General features: G+C 67.6%; 12 protein-coding genes and 1 pseudogene. 7 read left to right on the top strand and 6 right to left on the bottom strand.

The annotated features are described in order from the left end of the window. Positions 1-251: 251 nt before the first annotated feature. A complete protein-coding gene (locus AC1DXX_RS16385; RefSeq protein WP_478135256.1) occupies positions 252-944 on the bottom strand; it encodes a response regulator in 693 nt (230 codons plus the stop codon). Positions 945-1,187: 243 nt separating this feature from the next. On the opposite strand from AC1DXX_RS16385, the gene AC1DXX_RS16380 reads away from it, so the two are divergent. Both AC1DXX_RS16380 and AC1DXX_RS16375 read left to right on the top strand, forming a co-directional pair. Further along, positions 1,188-2,513: a DotU family type IV/VI secretion system protein gene (locus AC1DXX_RS16380; RefSeq protein ID WP_478135255.1), complete on the top strand. Its 1,326-nt coding sequence runs from the start codon at positions 1,188-1,190 to the stop codon at positions 2,511-2,513. Between the two features lie 22 nt (positions 2,514-2,535). Then, positions 2,536-3,648 (top strand): type VI secretion system protein, encoded by a 1,113-nt coding sequence (locus AC1DXX_RS16375; protein WP_478135254.1) that lies wholly within the window; start codon positions 2,536-2,538, stop codon positions 3,646-3,648. Positions 3,649-3,671: 23 nt separating this feature from the next. Here AC1DXX_RS16375 and tssJ read toward each other — a convergent pair whose 3' ends face one another. Beyond that, complete coding sequence (gene tssJ / locus AC1DXX_RS16370; protein ID WP_478135253.1) at positions 3,672-4,184, bottom strand: type VI secretion system lipoprotein TssJ; 513 nt, start codon at positions 4,182-4,184, stop codon at positions 3,672-3,674. Positions 4,185-4,255: 71 nt separating this feature from the next. Here tssJ and tssA point away from each other — a divergent pair, with 71 nt between their 5' ends. The 5 genes and pseudogenes from tssA to AC1DXX_RS16345 all read left to right on the top strand — a co-directional run. Beyond that, positions 4,256-5,290, top strand: a complete 1,035-nt coding sequence (tssA, locus tag AC1DXX_RS16365; RefSeq protein WP_478135252.1) for a type VI secretion system protein TssA — start codon at positions 4,256-4,258, stop codon at positions 5,288-5,290. Between the two features lie 64 nt (positions 5,291-5,354). Further along, positions 5,355-5,870, top strand: coding sequence for a type VI secretion system contractile sheath small subunit (gene tssB / locus AC1DXX_RS16360; protein ID WP_257862634.1), 516 nt, complete (start codon positions 5,355-5,357; stop codon positions 5,868-5,870). A 41-nt stretch (positions 5,871-5,911) separates the two neighbouring features. Continuing rightward, the gene (tssC, locus tag AC1DXX_RS16355; RefSeq protein ID WP_478135251.1) at positions 5,912-7,405 is read left to right on the top strand and encodes a type VI secretion system contractile sheath large subunit; all 1,494 of its coding nucleotides are present in this window, start codon (positions 5,912-5,914) and stop codon (positions 7,403-7,405) included. Between the two features lie 154 nt (positions 7,406-7,559). Next, complete coding sequence (locus AC1DXX_RS16350) at positions 7,560-8,042, top strand: Hcp family type VI secretion system effector (RefSeq protein WP_478135250.1); 483 nt, start codon at positions 7,560-7,562, stop codon at positions 8,040-8,042. Between the two features lie 37 nt (positions 8,043-8,079). Further along, positions 8,080-8,667, top strand: a pseudogene (locus tag AC1DXX_RS16345) (hypothetical protein); the annotation flags it as partial. A 32-nt stretch (positions 8,668-8,699) separates the two neighbouring features. Here AC1DXX_RS16345 and AC1DXX_RS16340 read toward each other — a convergent pair. The 4 genes from AC1DXX_RS16340 to AC1DXX_RS16325 form a co-directional block, all read right to left on the bottom strand. Next, on the bottom strand, positions 8,700-9,539 hold the full coding sequence (locus AC1DXX_RS16340; RefSeq protein ID WP_478135249.1) for a PP2C family protein-serine/threonine phosphatase: 840 nt from the start codon (positions 9,537-9,539) through the stop codon (positions 8,700-8,702). Positions 9,540-9,591: 52 nt separating this feature from the next. After that, positions 9,592-11,268, bottom strand: coding sequence for a type VI secretion system-associated FHA domain protein TagH (gene tagH / locus AC1DXX_RS16335; protein WP_478135248.1), 1,677 nt, complete (start codon positions 11,266-11,268; stop codon positions 9,592-9,594). An 82-nt stretch (positions 11,269-11,350) separates the two neighbouring features. Further along, entirely contained in the window at positions 11,351-11,998 is a 648-nt protein-coding gene (locus AC1DXX_RS16330; protein ID WP_478135247.1) for a hypothetical protein, read from the bottom strand. A gap of 19 nt (positions 11,999-12,017) precedes the next feature. Then, complete coding sequence (locus AC1DXX_RS16325) at positions 12,018-12,659, bottom strand: DUF7691 family protein (RefSeq protein WP_478135257.1); 642 nt, start codon at positions 12,657-12,659, stop codon at positions 12,018-12,020. Between the last annotated feature and the right edge of the window lie 20 nt (positions 12,660-12,679).

Raw genomic sequence — 12,679 nt, 5'->3', positions numbered from 1 at the left:
GCCTAAGGCCGCAGGCCTCCTCCTTTATTTCGCTGCGCAGAGCACACCATCGGCGTGATCGCTCAGCGCAGTGGTTGATCGGCCGCAAACCAGCAGCGTGCCCTCGTGCACAGGGCACCGGGTGCTCCCCGCAGCGAAATAAAGGAGGAGCGAAGCGGGGGACATTCGCGGAGGGGAGCACCCGGTGGCCTGTGCACGCGCCCTGAACTGCCCTGTGCCGTGTCCCTAACGCGGCGGCCGATAACAGGCTCTCAGGCCTGCTGCGCTTCAGTCAGCGCCTGCGCAGCGACCACCGCCTCGGTGCGGTTGCGCACATTCAGCGCGCGGAAGATCGCGGCCAGGTGGATCTTTACCGTGCCCTCGCTGATGCCCAGGCTGCGGCCGATCAGCTTGTTGGGCTTTCCCTGTGACAGCAGTTGCAATACTTCGACCTGACGCTCCGTGAGCACGCTGCGCAGGTGTTCCAGTGTCTGGTTGCCGCCACCGCCGTTGCGCGTCAGCGCCTCGGCGCCTCCCGCCTGCGGGGCCACGCCGGCCACGATGCCCGGCGGCAGCGCCGTCAGCATCATCGGCGGCACGTACACGCCGCCGGCCAGTACCAGGCGTACCGCCGAGAGCATGACCTCGGGCGAGTAGGCCTTTGGAATGAATCCGAGCACGCCGCGCTCGAGCGCGCTGCGCATGATGGCCGGGTCTTCGTAGCCCGACAGCACGATCACCGGCACGGCCGGATGGCGGCGCCGGATTTCGTCGATGTGGGCCTGGCCGTCTGCGCCGGGCATGTTGAGATCGATCAGGGCCAGGTCGAGGTCGTCGTTCGCGCCTGCAAGCAATTCGTCGACGCTCATCGCCAGAACGAATTCGATACCAGGCTCCAGCTCCGACAACTTGGCTTTGACCGCCTCGATGACGAGCCGGTGGTCGTCGGCGATCAGGATTTTCATGGCTTGTCCGTTGTCCCAGCGTGCGTTGAAGTCAGCGATTGCAGAAGATAACGGCGATTGCCCCGCACAGCAAGGCCAGCTTGCCCCACCAACGGCATAGACCCCAAGCGGTATGGCGCCCGCGAGGAGCGCTTTGGAAGAATGAACGCTCACTCGAAGGAACCGGGGACATGGGCATGTGCCATCGCTGCAGACGCCGGTGCAAGGCATCCTTCGCAATGCACGACTGAGCGGGCACAGTTCATGGCCCGACTGCTCGATTGTTTCTCCGCATTCATCTCATTCGGCCTCGCCCTCGACGCATCGATTGCGGCCGGACGGCCCGCCCTCCTGCACGACGATGCACAGCAGCAGGCCCGCCGGCTGCTCGATGCGGCACGCGCCGAGGCCGACGCATCCGGCACGCCCGCAGCGCAGGTCGAATCGGCGGTCTTCGCCATGGTGGCGTGGATCGACGAGATCCTGGCACGCCACCCCGGCGCGGACGCCGGCACCGCACCGCTGCAGGTGCAGCTCTTCAACTCCAACAATGCGCACAGCGAGTTCTTTCACCACCTGTCGGCGCTGACTGCGCAGGACGACGAGGTGCGCGAGGTCTACTGGCATGCGCTGGCGCACGGTTTCAAGGGCCAGTACTACTTCGAGGACGGCGACCAGGGCGAGCTCGGCAAGCTCAAGGACCTGCATGGCCGCCAGTTGCGGCTGCAGCCCCTGCCCCTCGGCAGCCTGGCGCAGGACCACATCACTCCCCAGCCCTACGGCGTGCCGGACCCGCGCGGCCCCAACGACACGCGCCGGCGCGACCGGTCGCTGCTGCGCGCCAGTGCCGCCTTCGCATTGCTGCTGCCCCTGCTCTATCTGCTCTGGTTGTGGGCCGCCGCGCCCACGACGACCAAGACCGCATTGACCCAGCGCATCGACCAGCACCTGCAGGCCTATGCCTGCGCCGACCTCTCGGCCTCGGCCGACAAGGACGGCCGCACGCACGTGACCGGCTTCGTCTCGCTGCCCGACGACCTGCCGCGGGTCGAGCGCGAGGTGAGCGCCATGCCCGGTGTCGCATCGCCGCGCTTCGACATCGGCCTGCGCGTGTGGCCGCACTGCGAGGTGTTTGCCATCCTCAAGCCGTACCAGGCACGCAACCAGGAGAAAAACTACGGGCTGGACGTGGACGCCCCCACGGCCCGCAACCGCCAGCTGCGCGAAGGCGACAGCGTGCGCGTGCACGTGGTGGCGCCGCGCCACGATAGCTACATCTGGGTCGACTACTACAACGTCGATGGCTCGGTCATGCACCTCAACACCGGGCAGGCGCCCACGCGGCTGCAAGCCGGCGCAACGCTCGAGCTGGGCCGCGACATCCCGTCGAGCTGGCTCGTGAGCCCGCCCTTCGGCAGCGTACTGATCACGGTGCTGTCGATGCCGACGCCTTTCACCGAAACCTCGGACCGCCCGCCCTTCGAGCTCGCCTCCGCCTACCTGCTGCGGCTGCGCGAAGCGCTGGCCGCCGGCAAGAACAGCGAGCGGCTGATTGCCGACTTCGTGTTCCTCGAAACGGTCGCGCGCTGAACAACGCCAGACCGCCCCCGCCATGACCGCCATGCTGTCGCCTGCCCACTTCTTCTGGACACTGCTCGCGCTGTGCCTGCTCGGCTTCGTGCTGCTGTACGCCACGGTGCGCGATGCGGGCCGCGGCGCGCGGCGGCGTGCGCTGCTGCGGCGCATCGAAACGCTCGACGCGCCCGTCGACGCAAGCGCCATCGACGCCCTCCGCGAGTCCATGGTGCAGGCGCGCCAGGCGCTGCGGCAGGCACCGCGGCCACCGCGGGCCTCTCATGCACCGGCGGCACCCGTGCCATGGTTCCTGTTTCTCGGCGATGCGGCGTCCGACCTGCCGGGGCTTCTTGCAACCGCCCGGGGCGAACGCCAGGCCCTGCTGCACTACAGCGAAGCTCCCGCCGAGGCCTGCTGGCACTGGTGGCTCACCGGCGCGATGGTGGCCATCGAAATCCACCCCGCCGCGGTCGGAGAAGCCGCCGGCGCGCCGCGCGCGCGCGGCCTCTGGCTGCAGGCGCTGCTGGCGCTCGCCGAACGGCGCGACCGCCTGCCACTCAACGGCGTGGTGGCGTGCTTCTCCGCCAGCGAGCTGCTGCAGGCGGATGCCGCGGACCTGCGCCCCCTGGCCGCGAGGATGCGCCGGCTGCTCGACGAAGCAGGCGACACCTTGCGTCTGCAGCTGCCCGTCTACCTCGTCGTCACCGGGCTCGAGCACTTGGCGGGCTACGCGACGCTGCGCGGCGCCCTGCCACCCGAAGTGCTGGCGCAGGCACTGGGCCATCGCCTGGCAGACCCGTTCGCCGCGCCAGGCACACCGGCCGGCGACCGGCTGGATGCCCTGTTCGATCCCATCGCGCTGCAACTGCATGGCCTGCGCATGGCCCTGCTGCGCGAACAGCAGGGGGCCGCAGCCCGGCTCGCGATCCATGCGTTCGTCGAGGCCCTGCAGGCGTTGCAGCCCGCATTGCGCGAGATTGCGGAAGTCCTGTTCGAAAGCCACGGCAAGGGCTCGCGCGCGCCGCGCTGGCGCGGCCTCTACGTCACGGCCGCCGCATCAGGCGCCAGCGGCGGGGCCTTCGTGACCGATCTGTTCGAGCGCTTCCTGCCGGCCGACCAGCCGCTGGTACGCCCAGGGCGGCCGGCATGACTCGCCCCCAAGGCAAGCTGCGGCTATTTGCTTTCGATGCGGATCTGGCGGGCACCGAAGTTGACGGTGAGCGTCTGCGCCTTGCCCGGCGTCACCGGGCGCACTTCGCGCCAGCGCGCGCGATCGAGATCGCGGAACGCCGCCATCACGGCAATGGCCTTGGCGTCGGCCGGCAGGGTGAGATCGAGCTTCTTGGTCTCGCCGGGACGCAGCAGCATCTCTTCGCGCTGCACCAGCTCGGCGCCGAGCGTGGCCTGGTCCTTCTCGAACAGCGAGAAGAAGTCTGCGCCCTCGAAGGGTCCGGGCGACTTCAGCGCATAGACGCGCACCGTGAGCGGCGAGGCGCGGCCGCGCGCGTCGGGGTTGGCATCGGCGCCGGCCACGAGCGTGATGCTCACCGGCGTGACCACCGGTTTGCTCGCGCAGCCCGCCATGGCAAGACCCGCCACCGCAAGGCCGAGCGCTGCGACACGGCGCCGCGATGCCGCAGCGAAGAAGCCTTCATAGGACGAATGGTGTGTACCCAGCGTGCGCATGCTATTCCCTTCGTTGCATTGACCGGTTCTGACGCATCTTTGATTATCACCAGCGAACTCGAACAGGCAACATGCTGACTCACGAACTTGTCGAAGCACTGCTCACGCCCATTGGCGAGGCATCGCCATGCGGGGACGATCTGGAGTACGACGCGGACTTCACCGCGCTGACCACGTCCGCGCAGGGCAAGCCCGAGCAACAGTTCGGCGACACCGTCATTCCGGCGGTGGAGCCGGAGTGGCGCGAAGTGGCCGAGCAATCCGACGCGATCCTGCGCCGCAGCAAGGACGTGCGCGCCGCGGTGCTGCTGCTGCGCGCTTCGACACGGCTGCAGGGCCTCACCGGCTTCGTCGCCGGGCTCCAGCTGATGACCGGCCTTCTCGACAAGTTCTGGGACGGCATACATCCAAAGCTCGATGCCGACGACGACAACGACCCCACCATGCGCCTCAACGCGCTCGCGCCGCTCGGCGACGAGAGCATGGTGCTGCGCGACCTGTACGACGCGCAGGTGGGCGTGGCGCCCGGCGTGGGCGCCATCCGCGTGCGCGACATCGCGATCGCGAACAACGCATTGAACGCGGTCGGCGGCGAAGCCACCTATTCGCCGACACAGATCCAGGGCGGCCTCGAAGCGCTCCACGCCGAACGGCCCGAGCTGATCCAGGCCGCGATCGGGGTGCCCGGGCTGGTCGAGAAGCTGCAGGCCCTGCTGGTCGAACGCACCGGCCGCTCCGACGTGATCGACCTGTCCCCGCTTCGCTCCATCGGCCGCATGCTGCAGAAGGCCTGCAGCGCCGCCATCGGTGCGCCCGAAGAGACCGATGCGTCTGCTGGCGCCGAAGGCGATGCCTCGCAGGCCGGCGGCGCCGCGCCGCGCCCCGCCGCCGCGCGCGGCGAGATCCAGAGCCGGCAGGACGCGCTGCAGACGCTGGACCGCGTGATCCGCTTCCTCGAGCAGACCGAGCCCGGCAACCCCGCGCCGCTCCTGATCGACCGCGCCAAGAAGCTCATCGGCGTGAGCTTCCTCGAAATCATGGCCAACCTCGCACCCAACGCGCTGGACACGATCGAGACCGTGACCGGCAAGCGTTCGTCCGAGTAGCCGTCCCTCTTCATTCTTTCCTGTTGATCGAACCGCCCCATCTACCCCCGCAAGGAGCATCGCCATGGCCAAGAGCAGTCAGAAATTCATCGCCCGCAACCGGGCGCCACGGGTCCAGATCGAATACGACGTGGAACTCTACGGCGCCGAGAAGAAGATCCAGCTGCCCTTCGTGATGGGCGTTCTGGCCGATCTGTCGGGCAAGCCGGCCGATCCGCTCGCGCCCGTGGCCGACCGCAAGTTCCTCGAGTTCGATGTCGACAACTTCGACTCGCGCATGAAGGCGATGAAGCCGCGCGCCGCGTTCGCGGTCGAGAACTCGCTGACCGGCGAAGGCGAACTCAAGGTCGAGCTCACCTTCGAGAACATCGAAGACTTTTCGCCCGCAGCGGTCGCCAGGAAAGTCGGCGCGCTCAACAAGCTGCTCGAGGCGCGCACGCAGCTGTCCAACCTCGTGACCTACATGGACGGCAAGAACGGCGCCGAGGAACTGCTGGCCAAGGTGCTCGAGGACCCGGCCCTGCTGCAGTCGCTGGCCGCGACCGCCAAGCCCGACGACGCCGCCAAGCCGGCCGCCTGACCCCCATTGCCTGACACACCGGTACACGAGGAGAAACCACCATGGCCGAAGCACTCGAACAGAGCGCACTGAAAGATGTCGCGTATGCGGGCAGCGACTTTTCGTCGCTCCTGCAGAAGGAATTCAAGCCGCGCAGCGACGAAGCCAAGAGCGCCGTCGAAGCCGCGGTGCTCACGCTCGCGCAGCAGGCGCTGAGCAACAGCACCGTCATCGGCAAGGATGTGACCAAGTCGATCCAGGCCATGATCGCCGCGATCGACGCCAAGCTGACCGACCAGGTCAACAAGGTCATCCACCACCCCGACTACCAGAAGCTCGAGAGTGCGTGGCGCGGCCTGCACTACATGGTGAACAACACCGAGACCGACGAGCACCTGAAGATCCGGGTGATGGACATCTCGAAGGTGGAGCTGGCCAAGACCCTCAAGAAGTTCAAGGGCGCGGCCTGGGACCAGAGCCCGATGTTCAAGAAGGTCTACGAGCAGGAATACGGACAGTTCGGCGGCGAGCCCTTCGGCGCGCTGGTGGGCGACTACCACTTCGACCAGAGCCCGCCCGACATCGAGCTGCTCGGCGAGATGTCCAAGATCGCGGCCTCGGCGCACGCCCCCTTCATCACCGGCGCAAGCCCCAACCTGATGCAGATGGAATCGTGGCAGGAGCTCGCCAACCCGCGCGACCTGACCAAGATCTTCCTCACGCCCGAGTACGCCGGCTGGCGGTCGCTGCGCGACTCCGACGACGCCAAGTACCTGGGCCTGTGCATGCCGCGCTTCCTGGCGCGCACGCCCTATGGCGCCAACACCAACCCGGTGGAGGAGTTCGACTTCGAGGAAGACACGGCCGGCGCCGACCACAGCAAGTACGCCTGGGCCAACGCCGCCTATGCGATGGCGACCAACATCAACCGCTCCTACAAGCTCTACGGCTGGGGTTCGCGCATCCGCGGCATCGAGTCGGGCGGCGCGGTGGAAAACCTGCCGCTGCACACCTTCCCGAGCGACGACGGCGGCGTGGACCAGAAGTGCCCGACCGAGATCGCCATCAGCGACCGGCGCGAGGCCGAGCTTTCCAAGGCCGGCCTGCTCTCGCTGATCCACCGCAAGAACTCCGACTTCGCGGCCTTCATCGGCGCCCAGTCGCTGCACAAGCCGGCCGAGTACGACGACCCGGATGCCACGGCCAACGCCAACCTCGCGGCGCGCCTGCCCTACCTCTTTGCCTGCAACCGCTTCGCGCACTACCTCAAGTGCATCGTGCGCGACAAGGTCGGCAGCTTCAAGGAGCGCGACGACATGCAACGCTGGCTCAACAAATGGATCATGAACTACGTGGACGGCGATCCCGTCAACTCCTCGGAAGAGACCAAGGCCCGCAAGCCCCTGGCCGCGGCCGAGGTGGTGGTGGAAGAGGTCGAGGGCAACCCCGGCTACTACACCTCGAAGTTCTTCCTGCGCCCGCACTACCAGCTCGAAGGCCTCACGGTGTCGCTGCGGCTGGTGTCGAAGCTGCCCTCGGGCAAGGGCGCCAAGTAGCGGGCGCCAAACGGGTGGCCTATGCCTTCGGTGGGCCTTTGAAATCAGGGCCCACTGCTCGTTCTCTCCATAGCTCCCGGGCAAACAACGCTTCGGCACCGCACGGAAGCCCGTTCTATTTCTGACTCACACACACAACTGAAAGGTAAGCATCATGGCTGCAGACATGTTTTTGAAGCTCGAAGGCGTCGACGGCGAATCCAAGGACGATTCGCACAAGAAGGAAATCGACGTTCTCGCCTGGAGCTGGGGCGCCAGCCAGTCCGGCACCGGCCATACCGGCGGCGGCTCGGGCGCGGGCAAGGTGACCGTGCAGGACGTCTCGGTGACCAAGTACGTCGACTCCGCCTCGCACCTGCTGTTGCTCGACTGCTGCAACGGCCAGCACATCAAGAAGGGCACGCTGGTCGTGCGCAAGGCCGGCGCCACGCCGCTCGAGTACATCAAGCTCACGATGGAAGACATCATCGTGACCCACATCAGCACCGGCGGCAGCGGCGGCGAAGACCGCCTGACCGAAACCGTGACGCTGAACTTCTCGAAGTTCAAGTACGAGTACACGCCGCAGAAGGCCGACGGCTCCGGCGACGGCACCAAGGAAACCGGCTGGGACATCGCGGCCAACAAGAAGGTCTGAGGCGCCTCCCCGGCCGCACCGCGGCCGGGAGCCGCCCCAGCCTCCTCACAAGGAACACGCGATGGCAACGCTGAACGCCACGGTCCTTCAATGGGCCAGCGCACAGGTCGGCAAGCAGATCGGCGCGGGCGAATGCTGGGATCTGGCCAACAGTGCCCTGCTCCAGGCCGGTGCCGGGACGTCGTCGGACTTCGGCCCGACAGGCGCCGACGACGACTACATCTGGGGCAATGCAATCGCGCTCAAGGATGCGCTGCCCGGCGACATCCTCCAGTATCGCAACTACGAGATGACGACGAGCACCACCACCGACGTCACCTTCACCGACGGCTCGGGCTGGACGGACAGCTCCACCGATACGATCGGCCGCTCCCACCACACATCGATCCTCTCCAAGAACGCGGGCAACGGCGCCATCACGGTGCTGGAACAGAACCACCTGGGCAACAAGGAACTGGTGCGCTCGAGCACGATGCGCTGGAAGGGCACCCCCACCAAGCAGACGACCACCCGCAAGCCGATGGAGCGCCAGGACAACGGCAAGATGGAATCGGCCCTCGTGGTGGTGACGGTGGATGTGAGCGTGAGCGGCACGCTCAAGGCCTACAGGCCCAAGAAGCCTTGACCTTGATGCCTGCACCCGCAGGCGTGCCTGGCCTAGCCCGCCGGCTTTTCAGGCGCCGAAGGCTCTTCTTCGATCCGCGCCGGCACCGTCTCTCCCTCGCTCGCCGGCAATAGCCGCGTGGCATCGTCCTCCTCGTCGGGCATCACCCACAGCGTGAGCGCCGTGTAGTTGTCGTGCCCCGGCTTGGCACGCGCCTTGATCTGCGTGTCGAGCTGCTCGGTCCACTGGCTGGGCGTGCGCGAGGCGTGCAGCGTGTCGACCAGGCATTCGTCGCCCAGCGGCTCCCACACGCCGTCGCTGCACAGCAGCAGCACGTCGCCGGCCTCCAGACGCATGCGGTCGGACACCGTGATGTCGGGCGCCTCCTCGATCGAGCCGAGCGCCGACAGCAGCATGTTGCGCTGCGGATGCAGGCGCGCGCCCTCTTCGTCGAGCATGCCGCCGGCGACCATCTGCTGCACCAGGCTGTGGTCGGTGGTGCGCGCCACGATGGCGCCGCCGCGAAACAGGTAGGCCCGGCTGTCGCCGCTGTGCACCCAGGCCAGCGCCTGGCGCTCGAGGTCGATGGCCGCGAAGACCACGGTCGAGCGCATGCCGGCCAGCTTGCCGCCTTCGGCCTGGCGCGCCACCACGTCGCGGTTGGCCTGCTCGACCAGGGTGCGCAAGGTGAACTCGTCCAGCCCCGGCGCGGCCGAAAAGCCGCCCAGCACGCTGCTGCGCGCCGTCGCGGCCGCCACGTCGCCGCCACCATGGCCGCCCGCGCCGTCGGCCACCAGGCAGGCGACGTAGCGCTCGTCATGCCAATGGCCGTGGACGTCCTCGTTGTAGGTGCGGCCGCCCTGGCGGGACAGCGTGACGATTTCGATTTCCAAGCGGGGTGCCTCGCTTTTGCTGGTGCGGTTGCTGTTGGGCCTGAGGGGTGGTTCAGGTGTCGGACTTGAGGCGCGCCATCTGCTCTTCGTAGGCTTGGAGGAAGGCCTTGCCGAAGAGGTTGTGGAAATCGTCTTCCGCCTCGCTCGCGATGCCACCGTAGAGCGCCACGAACTGGTCCCAGAGCTTGGCCTTGCGGTTGGCGCTGAAGAGCGCATCGAGCGCCGACTTCGAACTGATCTTCTTTTCGAGCTCTTCGGGTTCGAAGCGCGCGATGACGTGGGCCAGCGCCGCGCGCATGCCCACCATCACGCCGAACTGATGCGCGCGCAGGTCGTTGAAGGCATCGCGCATCGCGGCCTCCGGCGGCATGAAGCCGCGCACGCCGGGCCCCAGCAGGTGCGCAAGCGCCACCTCCACCGTGGGCGAGAACTTGAGCGGGTTGTTGGCCTGCGCCGCGATCATCGTGACGTCGGCGCGCACCTCGCGCTTGAACTCCTGGCGCGTGAGCAGCAGCTGCAGCGTGCCCTCGGTGGCGCTGCGCAGGATGGAGCCGATGCGCTCCATGAGGCCGGGCGTGAGCATCTCGGGCGCCTGGTGCGTGCTGGCGAGGCCGCGCAGGAAGGCGGCGAGCAACTCGTCGTCGGACGCGGTGCGTTCGGCGCGCGGGGCCGCGGGCGCGGTCGCTCTCTGGGCGAGCGGCGGGGGCGGAGGCGGTGGTGGTGGTTCGAACGGCCTGCTTGCGACCTCGGGCCCGCTGATGCGTATCGGCTGCCCCGTGATGTCGTCGAACTGCGGCAGCGCTTCCACGGGTGGCGGGGGCGGCGGAGGCGGTGGCGTGACAGCTCTCGGCGGCGTGAAGCCGAACTGATCGATCGGCACATGGTCGGAACGAGGCGTCGGCGTGGGCGGTGCCGCACTCTGCAATGCGGCCAGCGGGTCCGCGGAAGAAGCCGTGTTCGGCTGCAGCAGCGGATCGGCCAGCGGCGACAGCGCGAGCGGATCGCCGCCGATGCCGCCGCCACTGCCCATGCCGCCGAACAGCTCGTCGATGCCGGCCGCCTTGCCGTGCGCGGGCGGCGCGCCCAGATCGGAGAAATCGTCGAGCGCGCCGAGACCCGCGGAGGGCGCGGAGGAAGGCGTGGACCCCAGCAGGTTGGCGAACGGATCGACCTGCGCGGCCTGCGCGTTGCGCGAACCGCTTTCCATCGGATCGGGGAACAGCAACGCGTCGGCGCTGGCGGGCGCCGCAGCCTTGGCGTGGGATGTGGCGGCTGCGGCAGGCCCGGCCGCGGGCGCCGCCGGCGGTCCGAGCCCTGCGAGCAGATCGGCAAAGGGGTCGTCGCCGGCACTCGCGGGGGCGGCGGCTGTGGGTGCCGACATCACGGTGTTGGGAATGGCCAGCGCAGGCGGCGCGGCGGCCGTCATGCGCACGCTGAGCTCGAAGCTGCCGACGACCAGCCGCGTGCCGTCGGCGAGCGGCGCTTCCTTGCCCGATCCCAGCGACACGCCGTTGCACTGCATCGGGTTGCTGCCGCGGTCGATGACGAAGTATTGGCCGTCACGGCACAGCACCTGGGCATGGACGCGCGAGACCGTGCGGTCGGGATCGACGAGCACCAGCGTGTTGGTGTCCGCACGGCCGATCGTGCCCCCGTTGGGCCCGAAATCGGCGGCGATGGGCTGCCCCGCCGGAGCGCCTTGCCGGGTGATGACAGCGATATGGATCATGAATCGGCCCCCGAGGCTCTATGCCCTTCTACGCCCGAACACAGCCCGTGCGCGCACGGGCGAAAAAACTCAGAAGGAGTATTCATTCCGTGGGGCGGGTTGGCAATCTCGCCTTAAGAGGTATGCCCTCGGCGCGCGCATGCTGCATGCGCCGCCTTTGCCCTATACCGAGCGGCACGGCACACACAAGCACCATGCAGGCCACGAGTAAAGGACGTACGCTGTTCAAAACCGCGGCCGCGCACAGTGCGCCAGCAATGACGAACCATGCCAGGGTAAGAACGAACATCTGTTCGGAGACTTTCTGGTCGATGGCCTGCTGGGTCTGCCACAGCGCCAGTCTGGTTGCCGCAGGCTCGTCTCCCGCCTTCCATTCCGGCAATGTGGCGAGCATGCCGCTCAGGGACGATGCGGGAAGGTCGGTCATCTGGCGCAAAGTGTCGAAAAGAATCGGCAGATCCAGCGCGCCGCGGCTCCACGGCGCAAGGATGCCATCCCGCCAGCGCCGAATCGCCGTGCCATCCGCGGCGCAGAAGCCCAGCACGCAACCAGGCAACAACGACAGCACGGCCAGCGCACGCCATCCGCCTCCGGCGAATGCACCGATGCCCGCAGAGGCGCAGAGAACAACCACCGCAACAACCAGCCACCGGAATTGACCAGAACGCGCCGTCATGGTTTCTTGCGTCGAAGCGATAGCGTCCGCGTAAGAACCGTTGCGCAACGACATCTTGCGGGCCCGAGAGTCGTCAGCGGTGAAAGAACAGGCCGGCCTTTGCGGCGGAGGCGGCCCTCAGCCAGCCAGCGTACTGCAGCACGGCCTGAAGTGCCAGATCGGGCCACGTGTAGTCCGCGCCGTGTGCGAGCACGCCGAAGGCCGTGCCGTCGATGGCGGATGCGGCGCGCGCTGCCTCCTCCGCGGTGAGATAGCCGCTGCCCAGCCGCATGCGTTCGTCAAGCGGCACATTCAACAGCGGGCCTCGCTGAAGGATCTTGCACAGCTCGGGCCAGTCGCCCGCCTTGATCTTCTTCGCTTCGCGCAGCTCGCGCACGGCCCGGTCGATTTCTGCGTTGAACTCCGCCTTGGTTTCCATGAACAGGCCGGCCTCCAATGGCGTTCCTTGCGCGTCGGCCAGCAAGGTGGCGGCGTGCTCGAACTGGAAGGTCGGCTCAAGAGCCTTGTCGATCGCCCCGTCCACGATCTGCCGCACCGCGACGGTCAGTGGCGTGTACGGCTCGAGCTTCACGATCTTTCTGAAATAGTCGTCATGCCGCTCGATGCGCTTTCGCTTGCTCTTGAGAACGCTACGCAGCAGGGCCTGGTCGCCGCTGCCCTGCACAGTGCGGAACGCGTCGATATCGAGCATGCAGACGTGAAGATCCTGGGACATGAAAAACTCCGTTTCGCGCC

The organism is Variovorax sp. P4_B10 (genome assembly GCF_056402375.1).
The sequence above is the reverse complement of the archived record's forward strand: the minus strand, read 5'-3'. Positions and strand labels throughout refer to the sequence as shown.

Bases quoted from the DNA above. Each gene is read 5' to 3' on its own strand.
- AC1DXX_RS16380 (WP_478135255.1), top strand. From the start codon at position 1,188: ATGGCCCGACTGCTCGATTGTTTCTCCGCATTCATCTCATTCGGCCTC.
- tssJ (WP_478135253.1), bottom strand. From the start codon at position 4,184: ATGCGCACGCTGGGTACACACCATTCGTCCTATGAAGGCTTCTTCGCT.
- AC1DXX_RS16330 (WP_478135247.1), bottom strand. From the start codon at position 11,998: ATGTCGTTGCGCAACGGTTCTTACGCGGACGCTATCGCTTCGACGCAA.
- tssC (WP_478135251.1), top strand. From the start codon at position 5,912: ATGGCCGAAGCACTCGAACAGAGCGCACTGAAAGATGTCGCGTATGCG.
- AC1DXX_RS16325 (WP_478135257.1), bottom strand. From the start codon at position 12,659: ATGTCCCAGGATCTTCACGTCTGCATGCTCGATATCGACGCGTTCCGC.
- tagH (WP_478135248.1), bottom strand. From the start codon at position 11,268: ATGATCCATATCGCTGTCATCACCCGGCAAGGCGCTCCGGCGGGGCAG.
- AC1DXX_RS16375 (WP_478135254.1), top strand. From the start codon at position 2,536: ATGACCGCCATGCTGTCGCCTGCCCACTTCTTCTGGACACTGCTCGCG.
- tssA (WP_478135252.1), top strand. From the start codon at position 4,256: ATGCTGACTCACGAACTTGTCGAAGCACTGCTCACGCCCATTGGCGAG.
- tssB (WP_257862634.1), top strand. From the start codon at position 5,355: ATGGCCAAGAGCAGTCAGAAATTCATCGCCCGCAACCGGGCGCCACGG.
- AC1DXX_RS16385 (WP_478135256.1), bottom strand. From the start codon at position 944: ATGAAAATCCTGATCGCCGACGACCACCGGCTCGTCATCGAGGCGGTC.
- AC1DXX_RS16350 (WP_478135250.1), top strand. From the start codon at position 7,560: ATGGCTGCAGACATGTTTTTGAAGCTCGAAGGCGTCGACGGCGAATCC.